This is a genomic window from Bacillus sp. IBL03825, assembly GCF_024712505.1.
GTDB classification, from domain to species: Bacteria; Bacillota; Bacilli; order Bacillales; family Bacillaceae_G; genus Bacillus_A; species Bacillus_A wiedmannii.
Genome location: NZ_JAMXKE010000001.1, coordinates 4,693,176 through 4,714,276, shown reverse-complemented (window position 1 = coordinate 4,714,276; position 21,101 = coordinate 4,693,176). Strand labels below are relative to the sequence as shown.

Below are 21,101 nucleotides of genomic sequence, written 5' to 3'. Positions count from 1 at the left end.
TTAATTAAGTATCGCATATTCGTTAGAAATTGATTATGATATTTTTGTAGAATGGAACGACGGAGGTTTATATGAAGAGACTGTATGGCAAGTTAGTAGGGGTTATCGTCGCAATTGGTTTAATAGCAGGATGCGATAGTTCTATGAAGAGTGTGAAGGAAAAAGAAGTTTGTAAAACAGAAGAAGAATGCGTGGAAATAGGAGATAATAAACTTCAAAAAGTATATGAAAAAATAGATGGATTATCTGAGCTTGAAGCAGTAGAAGATTATGATATAGAAGAGCATGAAAATGCGGATATGAAAGGGGCAGAGCAGAAAAAAGAGGATGACGAAAATTATTTCTTTTTAGCTTCTTATTATATTGATGGTGATGAAATTGTAGATCCTTATTTTGAAAAAATAGAACGAAAACGTTTAAATAAAGTATTCGCTGAAGATAAAGAAGCGAAAGAAGAGGTGCTACAACAGCGTCAAGATAGAGGGTATCATGAAGACTTATGGGATATGTATCGTACTCTCATTCCAGCTCAATATCGCGGGAATATAACAGAATTTGATTTAATAACGGACGGTTATGACGGTGTTGTTGCTCACGTTATGCCTAGTATGGAGAATCCGAAAGATTGGATTCTTAGCTTAGATACGCTTGATTCGGCGGTAAATATCGATGAAGTGATGAAAACATTAATTCATGAGACGGCTCACGTGTTGACGCTCGGGTATAAGCAAATACCAGTAGATGAAAAGTATGTAAAGGATTTTGAAGAAGATAAAGATATTTCAACATACCGAAATAACTGTGAAACTCTTTTCTTACAAGAGGGATGTGCGAAGGAAAAATCTTATATTAATCAATTTTATAACTCTTTCTGGAAGGACATTGAGCAGGAGTGGACAGAAAAGAAAGTGGAAGAAAGTGAAGAAACTCAAATTGAATTTTTTAAAGAAAAGCATGAGGAATTTGTATCACAGTATGGAACGACAAATGTAGCGGAAGATATTGCAGATACGTTTACAGCATTTATTTTGCAAGATTCAAAAAAGGTGAAAGAAGGATCGGAGTTAAAGTATAAAAAAATTGCGTTCTTCTATCAGTTCCCTGAGCTTGTAAAAATGAGAGCGGAAGTGTTGTCGGGGTTATATGATGTTTCGAAAACGATAGAGTAACAAAGCGGACAATGACAATAATGAGAGGTATATATTTTTGCCAATAAAACGTAAAGAATTTTAGTTCTTTGCGTTTTTTTATGTTGATAAAATTGAAAATTCTGTCTTTTTGTAAAAAAGAAGAAGGAACTGAAGCTTTAAAAGAGAATTAGTATAAAAATGTCACAAATTAGACACAATTATAATGCGCATATTGTAGGGACTATAAGTTTACTCTCAAGGAGGTAATGAAACGTATGAAAACGATTCTTGCGGTTGCTGGTCTCATTTGGGTAATGTCTCACGGTTTTCCGATTTTTGAAGGAGAGCAAATTCGTAGTGCATTAAATAAAAAGTATGATGATTATCATGTAATAGATCGAAAAGAAAATGTCGTTACAGTACGTGTGAAAGATTGTTTCCATACAGTTACGGTTGCGGATGGAAACGTTACAAATGAAACAAAGATGTGTGATAAAAGGTAAAGAAAGAAGCTGACTATAGTCTATCGCCCTAAGTCAGCTTCTTTTTCGTTTTCCAATTAGAAGTTTTTCAAATGCCTCAACAAACACATACATAAGTGTTGCGAGGACACAGGTGAGTAGTACGCTCAGTAAGACGAGCGTGAAATTAAATACTTGGAATCCGTAGCTAATTAAGTAGCCAAGACCTTGTTTAGAGACGAGAAGTTCGCCGAATATAACACCGACCCATGATAAACCAACGTTCACTTTTAACGTTGAAATAATTGCTGGGAAGGATGCAGGGAGAACGACTTGCTTATAACATTGCCATTTATTCGCGCCAAATGTGTCCATCACTTTTATATAGTTAGAATCGACTTCTTGAAATGCGCTGTAAATAACGAGAATGGTAATGATGATGGAAATGATTACCCCCATTGCAATCGACGAAGAAATATTTGGACCGAAGATTACAATGATAATAGGTCCAAGTGCCACTTTTGGCATGGCGTTTAGGACGACGAGATAGGGGTCGAGCACGCGAGCGAGAAGTGGCATCCACCAAAGAAAAGTAGCGATAATAGCACCGAGCACTGTTCCAAGAATGAAGCCTACTCCTGTTTCAAGTAATGTCGTCCATATGTGAACCCAAAGCGAACCGTCAATCCATTTACTAAGGAAGAGATCCCAAATGCTTGAAGGAGAGCTAAAGAGTAAAGGATCAATCCACTCTTTTTTGCTAGCTATTTCCCATAGTGAAAAGAAAAGAATGAGCAGTAAAAGCTGCAGTGAGCGTGCTAACCATGCGCGCCTACGTTCTTTCTTCCGAAACTGTTCATGTAGTTGCTTTATATTATCCAAGTCGCTCCAGCTCCTTCCATATATCTTGGAAGAGGGATGGGAAGTCATGGTGGTGGCGTGATTCTAACGGTGATAAGGAACGGATGCTTTCTGGGACGATAAATGTTTTTGCAATTTTTCCAGGATTCGCTTGTAGTAAATAAATACGATCACTCATCGCAATGGCTTCTTCAATATCGTGTGTGACAAGTAGTGATGTTTTTTTATAGTTACGTAATAATGTGAAGACGAGATTTTCTAGTTTCAACTTCGTTTGATAATCGAGAGCTGAAAAAGGTTCATCTAGCAATAAAATTTTCGGATCGGTCGCTAACGTTCGAACGAGAGCGGCACGTTGACGCATACCGCCGGACAGTTCACGAGGGTATTGCTCTTCTACATCATGTAGACCGACTTGCTTTAAAAGTTGTAAAGTATGTTTTTTCGTCTGTTCATTGTAAATTTTTCGAGTGTGAAGTCCAAGCATAATATTTTCTTCAATTGTTTTCCAAGGGAACAAGTAATCTTGCTGCAGCATATACCCCATAGATGAAGTTTTTGTTGTAATAGGCTCACCATCTAAAAAGACGATGCCTTCAATTGGATCAAGTAACCCGGCAATAATGGAGAGGAGTGTTGTTTTGCCGCAACCACTTGGACCGAGTATAGAAATAAATTCGCCTTCTTCCACTTGTAAACTCATGTCTTCGAGAATCAATTTAGCATTCTCTTTTGCGAAAAAGCAGTGAGAAACGTTACGTATTTGTAAAAAACTCATACACTTCGCCTCTATTTCTTAATAACGCTTTCGGCAATTTTTGTATTGACGAGCGCTTCATGTGGAACTTCTTTTTGTAATTCGCCAGCTTCTTTCATAATCGTTTGGAGCTGTTTCCATTCTTCAGCATCTAATAGCGGATTTGTCGCATAAGAATGTTGCTTTTTATAACGTTCAATTACTTTTACTGTAATGTCCTTTGAAGTGTCTTTAAATAACGGAGAAACGACATCAGCAATCTCCTCTGGACTATGTGTATCAACCCATTGTTGTGCTTTATAGAGCGCACGTGTGAATTTTTCAGCAGCATCTTTATCTTTCTTTAAGAAGCTTTCTTTTGCCATGAACGTTGTATACGGAACAGTTCCAGATTCATTTCCGAACGAAGCGACGATAAACCCTTTTCCTTCTTTTTCGAATATACTTGCAGTCGGTTCAAAGAGCTGTACAAATTCCCCAGTACCAGATGCAAAGGCACTTGCAATGTTAGCAAATTCGATGTTTTGAATTAAGTTTGTATCTTTGTGAGGATCAATGCCATTTTTCTTTAAAACGTATTCTCCAACCATTTGCGGCATGCCGCCTTTACGCTGTCCTAAAAACGTAACACCTTTTACGTCATTCCAATTAAAAGAGTCTAATTTTTTACGCGAAACTAAAAATGTTCCGTCTGTTTGTGTAAGTTGTGCGAAGTTAATGATAGGGTCTTTTGCACCTTGTTGATGAACGTAAATAGACGTTTCAGAACCGACGAGAGCAATATCAATTCCGCCAGATAATAGGGCGGTCATCGTTTTATCTCCGCCAGCTGTTGTTTGGAGGTCAATATTTAATCCTTCATCTTTAAAAAATCCTTTTTCAATCCCGACATATAACGGGGCGTAGAAGAGAGAATGGGTAACTTCGCCGATGCGAATGTTTTGCGTTTGTTCTTTCGTACCTTCCTTTTTACTACTGCAAGCAGCAAATGTGAAAACAGCTAGTAACATGATGCAAAAAACAGCTATTAATTTTTTCACTATATGACACCTCCTAGAAGTCACTCTACAAGCATGATATGTAGGTAAGTGCCCATATGTGAGTGTGGATAGCAGGAATTTTTTGGGTGATAAAGAAGTACAAATATAAGGGGTGATAAAATGGATTACGAATATGATGATAGCGTACATTTACATCTTGATTATTTCGGAACAGAATGTGATATGGAATCGATTGCTTATAAGCGGAAGAATGAAGACGTGTGGGATGTGTATTTTAATTTTGGGACATATGGTCTTCAGAAAGATGAGATCGAGACAGGTAGATTTATGGACGAATATGCTGGTCATTACGTTTTTTCTGTACATGCTCGTGATCTTAGCTGGGAATTCGGAAGTGCTCAATTTGAAGAGTGGGTTTTGAGAAATCAAATAGTAGAAAAATCGCTGCAAAAATAGGGAGGAATTTTGTGGTCGATTTTCTCATTTTCTTGTTCATTTTCGTAATCGGATTTTTTATTATGCAAGTACTCGTTTATCGATTTGCAAAGAAAAACATTCAAAAATATACAAAAATAAAATGGATTCATATGTGGCTAGAGATGAATATGAAGAAGGGCCCGAGATTAGATCTTTTTGATTTTGTAGTTATCGTACTTGTATGTATTATATGGAAAGTATGGATGTCTTCTCTTATATAATACATATGCTCATGTCTGTTAGAATGAAGGAGAACCTGTCAGTGTTGGTAGGTTCTTTTTTTATGGTAATAATTTTGTGAAGCATAGTTCATTTATGCTGTTAGAATATAGAGCGAAGAAGTTTTATCCCGTTCAATCCTGAATGGTTCGGGCTTATTAAAATTTCACTGTATTTTTAAGGGGAAATTAAGGATACATGTGTATATTACAAGCACATAGGGAGACTAGCTGCATACAAATATGGTATTTTGTATAGGACAATATGTTTGTGGATGCGAGACGAAGGGGCAAAGGAAAGAGGGAATAAATTGCGTTTTGATTTTTTAACACGACAACGAAGAAGAGATGAATTTTATCTTAGTTTTTCTCCTCAGCAGTCGAGGAAGAACCTATTAATTTCTATCATTCTTAGTGGAATGTGGGCAATCTGTTTAGAAACGCTGTTTTTTGTTATGTTAAGATCTTTCGAATTCGAGAGAACTAAAGAATTTTTTAATGGGAAAATACAGCTAAGTATACTCATTATTGTTTTATGGAGTGTACTACTATACATCATTCATTTAAATAAAGGCATCAGTCATAAGCTGAGGCCGGCTATTCGAGTTTATGTTGTATTATTTTTAATTGCTCATACAATGAATTGGATGTATATCATAGTGCAGGAGGATATGAACCTTATAGTAGTAAATACATGGGTGTATTTACAATATGGACAGTATATATTAAGCCTATTATTTATTTATATGGTATACGTTTTTGCATATAATTTGCTTGGAAGAGTTTTCTTAAGTACAACGATAACTAGCTTAGTCTTACTTATTTTTGTGATGGTGAACCATTTTAAACTCATTTTTAGAGGAGAGCCATTTTACCCGTCGGATTTTACACAGATTGGTCATATGAATTCCGTTATACCGATGGTCATGGAGTATTTTAGTTTTTGGAATATGTTTCTGGCAATAGTGGGCATTGTTTTGATTATATTTGTAGTTATGTATATACGAAAGTACATTCCGGTTATAAAATCACATATTATTATGAGGATTATTTTAATATGCGGCTCTGCGTTTATGTTGTATGGATATAGTAACTACCCTACTACCTTTATGAATAATATATTTATAAAAAGTGGAGTAGACATCCGCGCGTGGAATCAAGCCGCAAATTATAAGGTGAATGGTTTTGTTATAGGATTTTTAAGCAACTTAGATACGACAGTCATTAAAGAGCCGAAAGAATATTCAAAAGAAAATATGCAGCAAATTGCAAAGGATATAGAAAAACAATATGGCGATAAAATAAAAGGACAAAAAAAAGCAGAGAAGCCGAATATTATATTTATTATGAGTGAAGCTTTTTGGGATCCGACAAAATTAACGAATCTTTCATTTAGCGAAGATCCAGTGCCGAATTTACATCATTATATAGAGAATTTCCCAGGGGGACAAACGATAGCTCCTACATTTGGAGGAAATACAGCGAATACAGAATTTGAAGCGTTAACGAGTTACTCGATGAGTCTTTTAATGCCAGGTTCTATACCATATCAACAAGCTGTTCCAAGCCAAAAAGAGATTCCATCGATTGCAAGTGAGTTGAAAAAACAAGGGTATTATGCAAGTGCAATTCATGCGTTTAATCGATCGTTTTATAAACGTGAAGATGTATATAAAACATTGGGATTCGATAATTTTAATGCAGAAGATACGATGAAAAATAAAGAAGTAGTGGGAGACAATATTGGTGATTTATCTATGAGTAAAGAAATCATAGATGAATTAAATAAGAGAAAACAACCTACATTTATTCATGCGGTGACGATGCAAAATCATTTTCCGTATACGCCAAATATGTTTGGAGAAAATAAAATAGAAATTAGTGGATTAACAGAAGAGGAATCGAAGGCAGAATTAGAAGCATATACAGAAGGGATAAGATTATCGGATGAGGCTCTGCAATATTTAATCGAGCAGCTTGACGATCTAGATAGACCTACTTTAATAGTCTTCTTTGGAGACCATTTACCTATGTTAGGAACTAATAAGTCTATTTATAAAGAATCAGGATATATAGAAAACGAAGAGACAGTAAGAGAAAGATTAATTATGTCAGAAACGCCATTGTTAATGTACGCAAATTTCGATTTGCCAAATGACAATTTAGGTTTAGTAAGTCCGATTTATTTTTCTAGTCTTGTTTTTGATTATGCAGGATTAAATCAATCACCATTTTATCAATTTTTATCGAAAATGCATAAAGAAATACCAGTTCTTAGAGATGAGTTAAAGGTTAATAAAGATGGAGAAGAGATAACAGATTTAACAAAGGAACAAAAAGAAATGTTAGAGCAATATAAAATGATCCAATATGATTTACTTGCTGGAAAGCAGTTTAGTAAAGATATACTTTTTAAATAGAACAAACAAAAAGAACTTGTATAACGATACAAGTTCTTTTTTTATAGTATTTAACGGGGTAACCAGACAAGCTGGGTTTAGGGAGTATTACCTGTACATTTAGTATAAATGAAAATGTAATCGTTTTATTGATTGATTTGTGAGAAATATGTGAATTTTAATCTTTTCAAAAACTGCGTTCCTATCGAAACGATTTGGTATAGATTTTTATGAATGCAAAAACTTTATAAGTTCTTCATTTAATTCATCCGCTTGATCGATTGGAGAGCCGTGACCGCTATTTGTAAGAGGATGTAACTGAGAATTTTTAATCCGTTTTTGCGTGAGTTCAGCGCTTTTGTAAGGGATAAGTTGATCGTGAACACCATGGAATATTTTTGTTGGGACGTTAATTTTACTTAAATCTTTCGTTACATCTTCATTTGCAGCTGCTTGCAATATTTTGATGAGAGCGTAGGAAGCAGACTGCATACCGAGATAAGAAAACCATTCTAACGTAGCAGATCCTAAGTTTCTATTAAAAAATGATAAAGATACATCATTTAAAAATTTTGGCATATTGGCATACATTTGATTAATGAGGGTATCTGCTTTTTCTTTTGGGACACCATAGGGAGATTCTTGATTTTTAACGAAAGAAGGGGAAACAGCATCGACTAATACAAGTTTAGAAATGCTATGACCATTGTAGCGAGACATGTACCGAATAGAAAGAGCGCCACCTACTGAAAAACCGACTAATGTAGCATTTTCTACTTGAAGTGCTTCTAGAACAATGGCGATATCGTCTGCTAAACGATCGTATGTGTAACCAGTCCACGGTTTATCAGATTGTCCGTTTCCGCGTATATCCATAGCGATACAGCGGAAACCGTGCTGTGGTAACACATTGAGTTGATATTGGTACATTTGATGATTTAAAGGCCAGCCGTGGACGAAGAACACGGTTTTACTACCGGGTCTAGGATTAACGTCTTGCACAAAAATATGCACATCTTTCTCGACGGTAACAAACATAAATTATCCCCCTAACCTATTCATATGCTCTATCCCAAAAGCGTTGTTTCGTCATAGCTTTAATAAATTCATTCGCCAGGAGCGTAGGGTTCTGTTCTAGTAAGACACCAGGCTTTCCTTTAATATTTAAAGATTGAATAACAGTAGATCCATTTTGGAAGGCACCAATTGGCTTAAAGTGATTATATGATTCTACGACAAATGAACTCGCTTTATTAAGAAACTGTTCATCAAGGTTTCCTCCAATAAGAAGTAGCCCATCATAAAGAAGTGAAGATCCTGTTAAAAAAGTATCATTCACGTCCCAACGTACATTTTGCGTTCCTTGTACAATACCTAATCGTTCGGAAACAATTACTGGTTGCAACCCAACTTGTTTGAATTGATTTAGTATATATTGCGCGTTTTGTCCGTCATATCCATTTGCAACAATGACACCTACTCGTAATGTATTAGGACTAAATGTCGTATTTGCCATACTGAGTGCTGGCGATGATTTCGTAACGCTCGATTCTTGAATATTTGGGACTTTTGCTCCGACCGCTTCAGCGACTAATGTAGCTAGTTCACTACTAATATGTCCAATCATATTTACGACTTGTTGACGGACGGATTTACTTTTTACTTTTCCTAATTCAAAGGAGAAGGCTTGCATAATATGAACTTTTTCGACGTTACTCATACTATTCCAAAATAAACGTGCTTGAGAGAAATGATCTTTGAAACTGGCGGCTGTTTCTCTCGTTTTATGCCCTGATACAGTAGAAGGGTATGTAACGAACCCACCCTTTGTACCGGGGACAGTGTAAGGAGTGTTATTTGCTAAGGAATTATTATGGTAAGCGATTTTTCCTTTATCAATTATATATTTAGATGCACCATCTCTTTGATTGTTATGAAATGGGCATACAGGACGGTTAATCGGTAATTCTTGATAATTTGTACCGACGCGTGCCAATTGAGTGTCTGTATAAGAAAAGAGTCTACCTTGTAAGAGCGGATCATTGGTGAAATCAATACCACGGATGATACTTCCAGGATGAAGTGCGACTTGCTCTGTTTCAGCGAATACATTCTCGACGTTGCGATTTAATGTCATTTTTCCGATGATTTTAACGGGGAAATCTTCTTCAGGCCAAATTTTCGTTGCATCTAATATATCGAAATCGTATTTAAATTCATCCTCTTCTTCTAGAATTTGAATACCAAGTTCGTATTCAGGATAGTTTCCAGCATTAATATTTTCCCATAAATCACGGCGATGGTAATCTGGATCAGCACCACCTAATTTTTGCGCTTCATCCCAAATTAATGAGTGAATGCCGAGCTTCGGCTTCCAGTGAAATTTTACGAATCGTGACTTTCCATTTTTATTCACTAAGCGAAATGTATGAACGCCAAACCCTTGCATCATTCGAAAACTTCTTGGAATGGCACGATCAGACATAATCCACATCATCATCGCAGCCGATTCTTGGTTATTGGCGATGAAGTCCCAAAATGTATCATGTGCTGTTTGTCCCTGTGGAATCTCATTATGCGGCTCAGGTTTAAGGGCGTGAATAAGATCAGGGAATTTAATGCCATCTTGAATGAAAAAAATAGGAATATTGTTTCCGACTAAATCAAAATTTCCTTCTTCTGTATAAAATTTAACAGCGAACCCTCGTACATCTCGATTTGTTTCATTCGCACCTTTTGATCCAGCCACTTCAGAGAAGCGAACAAAAAGTGGTGTTTTTTTTGAAGGGTCCTGTAAAAAGTGGGCCATTGTTAGTTCCTCTAAAGATTCATATAGCTCGAAAATACCATGTGCGCCGTATCCTCTTGCATGAACGACTCTTTCAGGAATTCGTTCACGATCAAAATGAGCAAGTTTTTCCCGCATAAGAAAATCTTCTAGAAGGGTAGGACCACGATCGCCGACGGTTAAAGAGTTTTCATCATTTGAAATTGTAACACCTGTATTTGTTGTCATTTCCTTTCCTTCATTCTCACGCGTGAAGGATTCCAGTTGTTCTGTCTTTTTATTTTTTTTGCCGTTCATATAAAACACCTCCCATAATATACGTATTATTGTTTATAGCTTTTATGCTTATATATAGTCTGAAGATACTTCGCTCTATTGGGATGATTTTCCTCAATTGTTCGATTTATCTTTGTTTGTCTATGAAAATCATTTATTATAATAAATGGTATTCTTCGAGATATTATTTTGAAGGGGTGTTGAAGTGAAAGGAAAATTTCTATCATATAAAGAAGAAGAAAGGAATGCCAAAATCTTTTTGTGGGTGCTATATGTCATTGTTGTTTTATACCAAATTTCCTACGGAATCTTATTAGAAAATAAATCACTAATGGATAAAGGACATAGCATAATATGGCAAGTTATTTGCGGAACAGCAATATTGGGCGTGAATATATATTTAATAAAAAAAGAGAAAGCAACCCTTGTTAAATATGCATGTATTTTTGCATACATAGGGATAGAAATGGCTAATATACTTTCGTATATGCTTTATAATAAGGCGGTATTTGATGCGGTAAATATAATAGAAATTATTCTTATTTTCTTTGTACCTATATTTATAAATAAAAGATTTTTTGTGTGCGTACTTGTCACTATTATAGGGAAATATTTAATTTATTTATTTGTATTAGAGGAAGTAAAAGCGTTTATGTTCCTCATTATGTATACACTCGTATTAATAGCAGCATACATCATTTTAAATCGATTTATACAATACCTTTCAGCGGTAAAGAAAAGTATTAAGATTGCTAGTGAATCACAAAAATTAGCGGTAGTCGGAAAAATGGCAGCGACAGTAGGACATGAAATTAAAAATCCACTTGCTTCATTAAAAGGATTTACGCAATTACAACGAGAGAAGCATGGAGAGGATCCTGTTTATAAACAGATGATTTTTGAAATAGAAAATATGAATAGTATGATAAGTGAGTTAATGGAAGTTGCTACATGTAAACCTTCTATTTATAAGAAACATAATATAGGAGAAATTGCATTACAAGTAGTAACAATTGTCCGCGAAAAAATGAATGAATCCAACATTCAGCTTATTTCTAGTGTAGAAGAAAAGACGATAGAAGTTGAATGCGATGAGCGGAAAATAAGAGGAGTCGTGCTATATGTTATAAAAAATGCTCTGGAGGCAATGGAGCAAGGTGGCACATTAGATTTACGATTAGAAAATAAAGGACAAGATTATGTAATGCTAAGTGTAATCGATAATGGTTACGGTATTAAGAAGGAAAACTTAGCACGTGTTAAAGAGGCCTTTTATACAACGAAGCAAGATAAAATTGGCCTGGGACTTACGGTAGCGGATCGCATTGTCAACGAACATCTTGGTAAGTTACGTATTTCAAGTGAAAGAGATAAGGGAACGAGAATAGATATTATTCTCCCAAAAAAATATGGAAATAATGAAATACAAGTGGGAGAAAAGCTAGGAGTTACCATATGAATAAAGACGATATATTTAAAAATGAAGAAATAAAGGCGCTGAAAGTATTTTTAAGTTTATTTTTTGTTATATTTTTTGTATACGATCTTGCCTATGAATTTATTGTACCTTTAATAGGAGGAGAGCAAGAAGGAGTAGGAGAATTTGAAGATGGTTTAGGTTTATGGCTTTATTTCCTGATGGTGGTCTTATTTTGTACTGGAATATATTTTATGAAATGGAAAAATCCATTTGCAGTAAAGTATATTATTTTAATTGGATATAATTTATTAGATTTTATCCATAATTTTATGATTTACTACGGTAGTGATGCTGAGTTTGATGGTGGGAATATAGTAGAAGGATTTTTTATTTTATTTGCACCAATCTTTGTGAACAAAAGGTATTTTTGGTTAGTTACAGGGATACTTGTTGGAAAGTACGCTCTTACAGGAATCATTATTCAATCGTCACTCGTTTTAATCCCAATGGCATTATATAGCGTATTTACTATCATATGTTGGATTATGTTTTTGAGATTTCATTCTTACGTTCGTACGCTTGAGATGATGGATAAAGAAATAGAACAAACAGAAAAACTAGCAACTGTTGGGAAAATGGCAACAGTTATTGGCTACAAAATTAGAGGACCTCTAGCGAATTTAGATAAGTTTGTGAATAAGCAAGCGAATAAATATCCTGAGGATAAAATATATAGTGATATCATGAAACAAGAAGTAGAACGAATTCATACAATCGCTACAGAACTTAGTGGATTTGAGAAATCTAAATCACCAGAATCAGAAATTCATAATATAGAAGAAATTATCGCTTATGTTATTCGAGTTATGGGTAAGCCTGCTCTAAAGCAAGGAGTGCACATACAAGGTATTTATAGTAAAGACATACCATCGATTACATGCGAGGAAAAACGATTAAAGCAAGTATTCTTTAATTTAATTAAAAATGCAATTGAAGCAATGTCAGTTGGCGGAACGATTACGATTAAAGTGACTGTAGAAGATGCAATCATTGTTCAAGTTAAGGATGAGGGATGCGGCATCCCAAAAGACAAAATTCCGAAGCTAAATGAAGCTTTTTACACAACGAAAGAAACGGGAACAGGTTTAGGTTTAGTAGTTACAGAAAAAATTATTAAAGACCACAACGGTAAAATGAGTTTTGAAAGTGAAGTTGGAGTTGGAACGACTGTGAAGGTTATATTGCCGATATCATGAAAAACTATTTTTAAAAGGGAGATCACTTATTTGAGAGGGGGTCTCCCTTTTTTATTGTGAATGAGAGTAAGGCAATCTGATAAAGGTAGGTAAGTTAATTCTATTAAAATAGTATATACTGAACTTGTCTGTTATTTGTTTTAATTTATTTGTATTTCTATTTGTTGACCCGAATCTCGGGTCTTTTTTTGTTAAATAAATTATTTTTTAGTAAGGGCTATATATCAGTGATTAAAAAAATAGAGTATACAGCACTTGCAGTAATGCCAGGGGTAATATGAAGGGAGACAGCATCTCCTCTCGAAACTGAGTTTCCAGTTGTAATGCTAGTCCAAGTTACAGTAGCGGGACCTACTGCTGGATTAGGATTAAACACTTGAATTTGTCTTGATCCAGTATCCGTTGGTTTAATTGAAAATACGATAGTTCCTGTAATTTTGTCAGTTGTAGTTAAAGTAAGAGTAGATAGGATGTAACTAGAGGTAGGGGCAGTGAGGTTTGTTGGGACATTCCTGCAAATATTAATCGTATAAACAGCAGCAGGTAAGTTATTTACATTTATAGATGCAGCAAAGCCAACTATACTACCGGCTCCAGCAGTGACATATGGAATAACATTGGAGTCAATTCCAGGAGAACCCGCTATACGTTGGAAACCAGCTCCGGAAGGCCCGGCAGAGCCAGTAGGTCCAGTACTACCAGTGGGTCCGGTGTTCCCGGCAGGTCCAGTGCTACCAGTGGGACCAGTGTTTCCGTTAGAGCCACTGTTGCGTCTGCCGTCGCAACTAAAACAATTACGTGGGTACATGTATGTTCTCCTTTCTATATTTTGGAAAATTCGTTTTAAAAATAGAACTACTATATACATATTATGAATTCTATATTTTTGTGTGTTCGATCGTATTGTGTATAGATTTCAAAAATAGAGAGGAGAGTGGAATCGTTACAACGTTTCTCTTTTGGGCCGAAAGTAACACCTAAGTCAAAATTACACTGCAAATAAATCTTAAAGTGATTTTTATTTTTTCACATCAAGATAGGAAGCGGATAGGAAACAAATAAAACCTGAAATCCAGCCAATAGAAGGAGAATAAGGAAGTATATATTGTAATACCATTCCGCTAGAAATAAAAAAGCTACCGAGTAGACCTAAGAAGATGGGGTATCGCAGTAAGTTGAACATAGTGATACAAAACCTCCTTTATCACATAGATTAGTCTTAATTTTCAGTATGCTACCTTTTAGAAAAATAGTGGTACAATATAGGAAGGATACGAGAAGAGAGGATGAAGATTAACGTATGTACGTTACTGTAACAGAAGCAGCATATAAAAAGATTATGGATACGATTCCAAATGAAGCGAAATATATAAAGTTATTTTACGATAATGAAGGTTGCGGTTGTGTAATGAGCGGAATTATCGATTTAGTCGCTGTAGCAGAAAAAGATGAGCGCGATGTAGATATCGAATCTAGCGTAATGAACTTTATCGCAGATCGCACAAAGCTTGTATTTATGGATGATAAGTTAACAGTTGATTGGCATGAAAGTGGAGGAACTTTTCAGCTGAAGAGCCCGAGTCAATTTTATAATCCGAATATGAAGTTACACGTTCGAGTGTAAGAAAGAAAAGGTGGTTCCAAAATATTTTTGGAGCCACCTTTTTTTATTGTATAAGTCGCTATATTTAAAAAATCGCCGATATAATTTCATGTATCAAACAAAGCAAACCTCTCCATACAATACAAAGATTTTTTCACATAATGAAATGTACATGTGATTGAATTTTCTGTATAATCTTATTTGCGGAGGGGATACGCATGAGAAAATGGGGGATGGAGTTATTAATTTTAAGTGTCGTTATTATTTGGGGGATTAATTTTACGATTGCGAAATATGGACTTTTAGAATTTACAGCAATTGAGTTTACTGCACTTCGGATGATATCAGCGGCACCGCTTATGTTACTCCTTACATTTTTTATTGAAAAGTCGGTTTATATGGAACGAAAGGATATACCTAGATTAATCATCGTTAGCGTTGTAGGTATTGTACTGTATCAAACATTATTTATGGAAACTGTCCAATATACATCCGCTACAAATGCCTCTTTACTCATTTCTATTTCACCTATTTTTACAACTGTATTTGCTATTTTTTTGAAACAAGAAAAGTATTCTTCGCGAAAGCTCATCGGTTCTATAATTGCCTTTGGTGGTGCTGCATTAGTTTTAGTAGCAGGGCATTCGCTTGCTAGTTCTTTTTATGGTAACGGAATTGGACTTATTACATCAATATGCTGGGGGCTTTATCCTGTTTTAGCAGGTCCATTAATTAAAAAATATTCAGCACTACGTGTTACCGCATGGTCAGCATTAGTTGGCGCGATTCCGCTTTTATTGTTAAGTGGACCACATGTATTTATAATGCCATTTCACATTACACACGGAATGACACTATTCGCTTTACTATATTCCATTTTCTTTGTGACAGTATTTGGTTTAGTGATGTGGTATGTTGGTATTCAAAAAATTGGCGCATCACATACGATGGTATATATGTATATAACGCCACTTGTAGCTGTTTTATTTGCAGCTGTATGGGCAAATGAATATGTATCATTTCAACAAATAATCGGTGGAATTATTATTTTCTTCGGTCTATGGTTTGTGAAATCAGAGAAAGTAAAAATTCATTCTACTGCGAGGGAATCTATATCAAAATAGGAAAACAGATCACCTATGATCTGCTTTCCTATTTTTTTATTTTTGGTAAGAAGATGAGAAATAAGATAGCAGTAATAAGTGGAATTAAGTTTAAAAATGGAATACGGAAGAGTGTGATAAGAATAATACCTGGAAGAAGAACACCGAGGACAGCGTAGAAAATACTATGATTTTTCGTGTACCAATACAATGAAAGTCCAATAAGTGCAGGGATAATGAGGTGAATGAGAGCCATTAGAAAATAAATCATTAGACGCCCCCTTTATTTGTGTACTTATTACATCATATCCGTATGTTCATAGATTGATATCACTTTTTTCATAAATGGACGAAAAATGTTTGGAAAAACGTCACAAATTATGAGAATATGATGTTTGAAATCTTGTATAATATTATTTCCTGAAAACATTTGAACAACATAAACACACTGTTTATGTTGTTTTTAATTTGAGTGAAATGAATTTTAAGTAGTATGAACTCGAAAGAAATGAGTTATACAGCTTTTGTTGGATAGATAAAAATTACTGAAGAGGAGAACAGCATGATTAGTATGTCATTAAGATCGTTTAAAATTCAATCGTATTATTTACTAGGTTTTCTTTTACTAGGATGGATGTTAACGCCATTTTCAGCTCATTTTCTAGGTGCTGGAATTGGACTGATTGTAAGTATGTATTGTGTTTGGCTTTTAGGGAGAAGAATTGAGAAGCTTGGAGATAGTATCGTAAAGAAAACGAAAGCACCGACGCTCGGTATGTTTAATCGTTTTGCAGCTGCTATTTTGGGTGCTGTTATTATGTACGAAATTGAACATCATATGGTTATGTGGGCATTTGCAGTAGGGATTCTGGGTGGCTATTTCTTAATTGTTGTGAATTTAGGCTACTATAGTATGAAAGATGAGGAAGAATTAACGAAGAGCTAAAAAGATAAAAAGCCTCTTTTTAGATGAAATAGAGGATCCGGTGGAGCGATAGTACAATTGGAAGCGTAACTTTGCATAAAATATAGGTTTTCGCTTCCAATAAGTTAACATGAAATCACTTAGTAGTATAACTCTCAGGTTCTTTAAAAAAGTTAGATACAATACAACAAACTATTCCGGTAATTAGAATAATGTATTTTATCGTTTCACTTGTATGCTCAAATAAATTAACGTTAAGCATCACAAGTCCCCAAAACATTTGAATGGCTCCATAACTGAATAATATTTTTCCTGTACGAGAAAAATTGTTCATAGCCCTCTTCCTTTCCTGTATATGTAAATTTTATCACAAAAAACTATAAACGAATGATTATAAAATGAATTTTCTGTAAGTTTATAAGTTATTATTATGCAATTTTATGAGCTAAGTCACAGATGAAGAGATTAAAGTTGTACTTTATATAAGATATAGAAAGAAGCTTACGTCAAAAACGTAAGCTTCTTTTTTATGTAAGTGTGTATAACCGTTAAGCCGCATTGGGTTTTGTCGGTGAGTACGCGAAACTTTACGGTTACACGACACTTATTCATATGAGTAAAAGGGTTATTCCAACAGAAAGTTTGTACTTAAGCGATTGGACCGCCTAAGTTAATAATATCTTCAGAAACGCTGTCGAACTTTTTGAAGTTCTCTTTGAATTCGCTTGCAAGTTCGATTGCTTTCTCTTTATAAGCAGCTTTATCAGCCCAAGTTTGTTCAGGCATTAATACTTCATCAGGTACACCTGGTACGTGAAGTGGAACTTCAAGGCCGAAGATGTCATGTTTAGCTGTTTCAGTTTTCGCAAGTTCGCCGCTTAATGCTGCTTGAATCATTGCACGAGTGTAACCTAAGTTCATACGTTTACCAATGCCGTATTCGCCACCAGTCCAGCCAGTGTTTACTAAGAATACTTTCGCATCGTGTTTCTCGATTTTTTCACCAAGCATTTCAGCATAGCGAGATGCATCAAGTGGTAAGAATGGTGAACCGAAGCAAGTTGAGAATGTTGCTTGCGGAGATGTAACGCCGCGCTCTGTTCCTGCTAGTTTACTAGTGTAACCACTTAAGAAATGATACATAGCTTGTTCTTTTGATAACTTACTGATTGGAGGCAATACGCCAGATGCATCAGCAGTTAAGAAAATGATTGTATTTGGGTGTCCAGCAACACTTGGCAGTACGATATTGTCGATCGCATGCATAGGGTATGCAGCACGAGTATTTTCTGTTAAAGTAGTATCGTTATAGTCTGCGATACGCGTTTGGTTATTAATGATAACGTTTTCTAAAACAGATCCAAATTTGATTGCATCGAAAATTTGTGGTTCTTTCTCGTGAGAAAGGTTTACACATTTTGCGTAGCAACCGCCTTCAATATTGAATACACCGTTATCAGACCAGCCATGCTCATCATCACCGATTAATTTACGGTGTGGATCAGCAGATAATGTTGTTTTACCTGTTCCAGATAAACCGAAGAATAGTGCTACGTCGCCTTCTTCACCTACGTTTGCAGAGCAATGCATAGAAAGAATATCTTGTTCAGGTAGTAAGAAGTTCATAATAGAGAAGATTGATTTTTTCATTTCTCCAGCGTATTCTGTACCACCAATTAGTACGATACGTTTTTCGAATGAAACCATAATGAATGCTTCAGAGTTTGTACCGTCAACAGCTGGATCAGCTTTGAAATTCGGTGCAGAAACAATTGTGAACTCTGATTCATGAGTTGTTAATTCTTCTTCAGTTGGACGAATGAATAATTGATGTACAAATAAATTGTGCCATGCATATTCGTTAATAACTTGAATTGGTAGGCGATAATTGCGGTCAGCGCCTGCAAATCCATTGAAGATGAATAACTCTTCTTTTTCTTTTAAGTATTCTAAAACTTTAGTATATAATTTATTAAAATGTTCTTCAGAAATCGGTTGATTCACTGCTCCCCAAGCAATTTTGTCAGCAACCGATGCTTCTTTCACAATAAATTTATCTTTAGGAGAACGTCCTGTATATTTTCCTGTTGAAGCAGAAACGGCACCAGTAGAAGTTAATTTCCCTTCATTTCGCATTAATACTTTTTCCACTAATTGCGGAACACTTAGTTGAATCTGTGCATTGCTTCCGTTCAATAATTCGTGTAAACCAATTTGGACATTCACAGTACTCATATTTATATACCATCCTTTTCATTTAATGAAATATTTCTCGTAATCCCCAACAAGAGTATAACACAATTATATAAATAATGTATACTATTTATTTCTTTTTGTTTGTGTGAATGTATTATTTCCTTATTAATATTTCATTCCAGGCGTATTGAGAAAAACTTTCAGGAAAATGTGAATATTAATTGACAAATGAATATCATTTCTTTAGTATAGGTTGGGACGGATACTCTCTTATCCCGAGCTGGCGGAGGGACAGGCCCGATGAAGCCCAGCAACCTCATTTGTAGTGGTAAATACAGGTGAATAGGTGCTAAAACCTGTGCGAGGCTAACGGTCTCGAACGATAAGAGCAAAGGGCAAAAAGCAGTATGCAAGTAGCAAATTAAACCTTTCCTCTATGTAAAGTAGGAAAGGTTTTTCTGTATGCTTGTGTGGGAGAATAAATGTATGTCGCAGTTTGTGGCAAATTAAGGATGAGTTCCGTACAATATATACAATTACTGTAGGGAGGTTTACCACATGACAAAAAAACGTCATCTGTTCACATCTGAGTCTGTAACTGAAGGACATCCAGATAAAATTTGTGACCAAATTTCTGATTCAATTTTAGATGCGATCTTATCAAAGGACGCAAATGCACGTGTAGCTTGTGAAACAACTGTAACAACTGGTTTAGTATTGGTAGCGGGGGAAATTACGACTTCTACTTACGTAGATATTCCAAAAATCGTTCGTGAAACAATTCAAGGCATTGGTTACACACGCGCAAAATACGGATTCGATGCAGAAACTTGTGCAGTTTTAACATCTATCGATGAGCAATCTGCTGACATCGCTATGGGTGTTGACCAAGCGCTAGAAGCACGCGAAGGTCTAATGACTGACGCTGAGATTGAGGCAATTGGTGCGGGAGACCAAGGTTTAATGTTTGGCTTCGCATGTAATGAAACACAAGAATTAATGCCACTTCCAATCTCACTTGCTCACAAATTAGCTCGCCGTTTAACTGAAGTACGTAAAGATGACACATTATCATACTTACGTCCGGATGGAAAAACGCAAGTTACAGTTGAGTATGATGAAAATGGTAAACCTGTACGTGTAGATACAATCGTAATTTCTACACAGCATCATCCAGATGTTACATGGGAAGAAATCGATCGCGATTTAAAAGAGCATGTAATTAAAGCTGTAGTTCCAGCAGAATTAATGGATGGAGAAACGAAATTCTTCATTAATCCAACTGGCCGCTTCGTAATTGGTGGACCACAAGGTGATGCTGGTTTAACAGGACGTAAAATCATCGTTGATACTTACGGTGGATACGCTCGCCATGGTGGCGGTGCATTCTCTGGTAAAGATGCAACGAAAGTTGACCGTTCTGCAGCATATGCAGCTCGTTATGTTGCGAAAAACATCGTAGCAGCTGGTCTTGCTGACAAAGCAGAAGTACAACTTGCATACGCAATCGGTGTAGCACAACCAGTATCAATTTCAGTTGATACATTCGGCACTGGTAAAGTATCTGAAGACGTACTAGTAGAACTAGTTCGTAACAACTTCGATCTTCGCCCAGCTGGTATTATTAAAATGCTAGACTTACGTCGCCCAATTTACAAACAAACAGCAGCTTACGGCCACTTCGGACGTACTGATGTAGATCTATCATGGGAACGTACAGACAAAGCTGCAGCTTTAAAAGAGCAAGCTGGTCTATAATATATGAAAAAAAGCTTTGCGCGGTGAGCGCAAAGCTTTTTTATTTTGTTTTATTTACTACTTGGATGCAAGAACCACAATAAACTTCTCCATCTAGCTCAATATACTTTCTCACATTTGTCATACCACTTGCCGGAAATGGCATATGAATCCATGCTTTTTCATATGTTTGTATTTCCTTTTTACATGATTTACAAAGGATTGGTTTCTTCTTGAACATATGTAATCAACCTTTCATTTGACGTGCTTTACCCGCGCAAAAGGCACTGCTTAGTAAAAATAGGGTTGCGAATATAATGCTTACTAATGTAGCGTATGGAATTGCGCCTTTTAGAGAAAAGCCAACAGTAATGGAAGCGACGAATAAGAGGATGAATGTTGTTGTTAATTTTTTATAAAGTTCCATAATATGTAGACCTCCTTATTTAGAGATAGAACGTTTAAAAATAAAATCTATTATATAGGCAAGTAC

The 21,101-nt window shown here is 35.6% G+C and carries 23 protein-coding genes and 1 riboswitch; of the genes, 11 read left to right on the top strand and 12 right to left on the bottom strand.

From position 1 onward, the window contains the following. The first annotated feature begins 71 nt into the window (after positions 1 to 71). Both NHG49_RS24235 and NHG49_RS24230 read left to right on the top strand, forming a co-directional pair. A complete protein-coding gene (locus NHG49_RS24235; RefSeq protein ID WP_064474489.1) occupies positions 72 to 1,169 on the top strand; it encodes a hypothetical protein in 1,098 nt (365 codons plus the stop codon). Positions 1,170 to 1,405: 236 nt separating this feature from the next. Next, entirely contained in the window at positions 1,406 to 1,633 is a 228-nt protein-coding gene (locus tag NHG49_RS24230; RefSeq protein WP_000849118.1) for a hypothetical protein, read from the top strand. Positions 1,634 to 1,666: 33 nt separating this feature from the next. On the opposite strand, the gene NHG49_RS24225 is transcribed toward NHG49_RS24230, so the two are convergent. Genes NHG49_RS24225 through NHG49_RS24215 form a run of 3 tightly spaced genes read right to left on the bottom strand, consistent with a single transcriptional unit; the run spans position 1,667 to position 4,249 of the window. Further along, positions 1,667 to 2,473 (bottom strand): ABC transporter permease, encoded by an 807-nt coding sequence (locus NHG49_RS24225; protein WP_064474490.1) that lies wholly within the window; start codon positions 2,471 to 2,473, stop codon positions 1,667 to 1,669. Further along, entirely contained in the window at positions 2,466 to 3,230 is a 765-nt protein-coding gene (locus NHG49_RS24220) for an ABC transporter ATP-binding protein (RefSeq protein WP_088047671.1), read from the bottom strand. Before NHG49_RS24220 ends, NHG49_RS24225 begins: the two co-directional genes overlap by 8 nt. An 11-nt stretch (positions 3,231 to 3,241) precedes the next feature. Further along, positions 3,242 to 4,249 carry an ABC transporter substrate-binding protein gene (locus tag NHG49_RS24215; RefSeq protein WP_064474492.1) on the bottom strand — a complete coding sequence of 336 codons (1,008 nt, stop codon included), beginning with the start codon at positions 4,247 to 4,249 and terminating at the stop codon, positions 3,242 to 3,244. A gap of 120 nt (positions 4,250 to 4,369) precedes the next feature. Between NHG49_RS24215 and NHG49_RS24210 the strand changes: the two genes are divergently transcribed. The 3 genes from NHG49_RS24210 (at position 4,370) to NHG49_RS24200 (ending at position 7,325) form a co-directional block, all read left to right on the top strand. Then, positions 4,370 to 4,666 (top strand): DUF3986 family protein, encoded by a 297-nt coding sequence (locus tag NHG49_RS24210; RefSeq protein WP_064474493.1) that lies wholly within the window; start codon positions 4,370 to 4,372, stop codon positions 4,664 to 4,666. Positions 4,667 to 4,677: 11 nt separating this feature from the next. Beyond that, complete coding sequence (locus NHG49_RS24205) at positions 4,678 to 4,908, top strand: hypothetical protein (RefSeq protein ID WP_064474494.1); 231 nt, start codon at positions 4,678 to 4,680, stop codon at positions 4,906 to 4,908. 272 nt (positions 4,909 to 5,180) lie between these two features. Then, positions 5,181 to 7,325 (top strand): LTA synthase family protein, encoded by a 2,145-nt coding sequence (locus tag NHG49_RS24200; RefSeq protein WP_149173702.1) that lies wholly within the window; start codon positions 5,181 to 5,183, stop codon positions 7,323 to 7,325. A gap of 207 nt (positions 7,326 to 7,532) precedes the next feature. Here the strand turns inward: NHG49_RS24200 and NHG49_RS24195 are convergent, their stop codons facing one another. Together NHG49_RS24195 and NHG49_RS24190 are read right to left on the bottom strand one after the other, a co-directional pair. Continuing rightward, entirely contained in the window at positions 7,533 to 8,342 is an 810-nt protein-coding gene (locus NHG49_RS24195) for an alpha/beta fold hydrolase (protein ID WP_258126614.1), read from the bottom strand. Positions 8,343 to 8,358: 16 nt separating this feature from the next. Next, positions 8,359 to 10,389, bottom strand: a complete 2,031-nt coding sequence (locus NHG49_RS24190; RefSeq protein WP_064474496.1) for a catalase — start codon at positions 10,387 to 10,389, stop codon at positions 8,359 to 8,361. Between the two features lie 184 nt (positions 10,390 to 10,573). Here NHG49_RS24190 and NHG49_RS24185 point away from each other — a divergent pair, with 184 nt between their 5' ends. Next, on the top strand, positions 10,574 to 11,827 hold the full coding sequence (locus NHG49_RS24185; protein ID WP_064474497.1) for an ATP-binding protein: 1,254 nt from the start codon (positions 10,574 to 10,576) through the stop codon (positions 11,825 to 11,827). Continuing rightward, complete coding sequence (locus NHG49_RS24180; protein ID WP_064474498.1) at positions 11,824 to 13,044, top strand: ATP-binding protein; 1,221 nt, start codon at positions 11,824 to 11,826, stop codon at positions 13,042 to 13,044. The genes NHG49_RS24185 and NHG49_RS24180 overlap by 4 nt, the downstream gene beginning before the upstream one ends. 217 nt (positions 13,045 to 13,261) lie before the next feature. Here NHG49_RS24180 and NHG49_RS31505 read toward each other — a convergent pair whose 3' ends face one another. Together NHG49_RS31505 and NHG49_RS24170 are read right to left on the bottom strand one after the other, a co-directional pair. After that, positions 13,262 to 13,852, bottom strand: coding sequence for a collagen-like triple helix repeat-containing protein (locus tag NHG49_RS31505; protein WP_308665350.1), 591 nt, complete (start codon positions 13,850 to 13,852; stop codon positions 13,262 to 13,264). A 210-nt stretch (positions 13,853 to 14,062) separates the two neighbouring features. Beyond that, entirely contained in the window at positions 14,063 to 14,227 is a 165-nt protein-coding gene (locus NHG49_RS24170) for a hypothetical protein (RefSeq protein WP_081257154.1), read from the bottom strand. A 117-nt stretch (positions 14,228 to 14,344) separates the two neighbouring features. Here NHG49_RS24170 and NHG49_RS24165 point away from each other — a divergent pair, with 117 nt between their 5' ends. Further along, the gene (locus NHG49_RS24165; RefSeq protein WP_064474500.1) at positions 14,345 to 14,668 is read left to right on the top strand and encodes an iron-sulfur cluster biosynthesis family protein; all 324 of its coding nucleotides are present in this window, start codon (positions 14,345 to 14,347) and stop codon (positions 14,666 to 14,668) included. 197 nt (positions 14,669 to 14,865) lie between these two features. Then, positions 14,866 to 15,771, top strand: a complete 906-nt coding sequence (locus tag NHG49_RS24160) for a DMT family transporter (protein ID WP_064474501.1) — start codon at positions 14,866 to 14,868, stop codon at positions 15,769 to 15,771. Between the two features lie 28 nt (positions 15,772 to 15,799). On the opposite strand, the gene NHG49_RS24155 is transcribed toward NHG49_RS24160, so the two are convergent. Next, complete coding sequence (locus NHG49_RS24155) at positions 15,800 to 16,021, bottom strand: hypothetical protein (protein ID WP_000639042.1); 222 nt, start codon at positions 16,019 to 16,021, stop codon at positions 15,800 to 15,802. 291 nt (positions 16,022 to 16,312) lie between these two features. Between NHG49_RS24155 and NHG49_RS24150 the strand changes: the two genes are divergently transcribed. Further along, entirely contained in the window at positions 16,313 to 16,696 is a 384-nt protein-coding gene (locus tag NHG49_RS24150) for an ATP synthase subunit I (RefSeq protein WP_000624934.1), read from the top strand. Between the two features lie 115 nt (positions 16,697 to 16,811). Here NHG49_RS24150 and NHG49_RS24145 read toward each other — a convergent pair whose 3' ends face one another. Continuing rightward, the gene (locus NHG49_RS24145) at positions 16,812 to 17,009 is read right to left on the bottom strand and encodes a hypothetical protein (protein WP_258126613.1); all 198 of its coding nucleotides are present in this window, start codon (positions 17,007 to 17,009) and stop codon (positions 16,812 to 16,814) included. Between the two features lie 314 nt (positions 17,010 to 17,323). Continuing rightward, positions 17,324 to 18,910: a phosphoenolpyruvate carboxykinase (ATP) gene (gene pckA / locus NHG49_RS24140; protein ID WP_048540837.1), complete on the bottom strand. Its 1,587-nt coding sequence runs from the start codon at positions 18,908 to 18,910 to the stop codon at positions 17,324 to 17,326. 228 nt (positions 18,911 to 19,138) lie between these two features. Continuing rightward, a riboswitch (SAM riboswitch) is annotated at positions 19,139 to 19,260 on the top strand. A 169-nt stretch (positions 19,261 to 19,429) separates the two neighbouring features. Between pckA and metK the strand changes: the two genes are divergently transcribed. Further along, the gene (gene metK, locus NHG49_RS24135; protein WP_000163111.1) at positions 19,430 to 20,629 is read left to right on the top strand and encodes a methionine adenosyltransferase; all 1,200 of its coding nucleotides are present in this window, start codon (positions 19,430 to 19,432) and stop codon (positions 20,627 to 20,629) included. A 40-nt stretch (positions 20,630 to 20,669) separates the two neighbouring features. Here the strand turns inward: metK and NHG49_RS24130 are convergent, their stop codons facing one another. Together NHG49_RS24130 and NHG49_RS24125 are read right to left on the bottom strand one after the other, a co-directional pair. Next, complete coding sequence (locus tag NHG49_RS24130) at positions 20,670 to 20,849, bottom strand: hypothetical protein (protein WP_064474503.1); 180 nt, start codon at positions 20,847 to 20,849, stop codon at positions 20,670 to 20,672. Positions 20,850 to 20,855: 6 nt separating this feature from the next. Next, positions 20,856 to 21,035, bottom strand: coding sequence for a hypothetical protein (locus NHG49_RS24125; protein WP_000424805.1), 180 nt, complete (start codon positions 21,033 to 21,035; stop codon positions 20,856 to 20,858). Positions 21,036 to 21,101 lie beyond the last annotated feature (66 nt).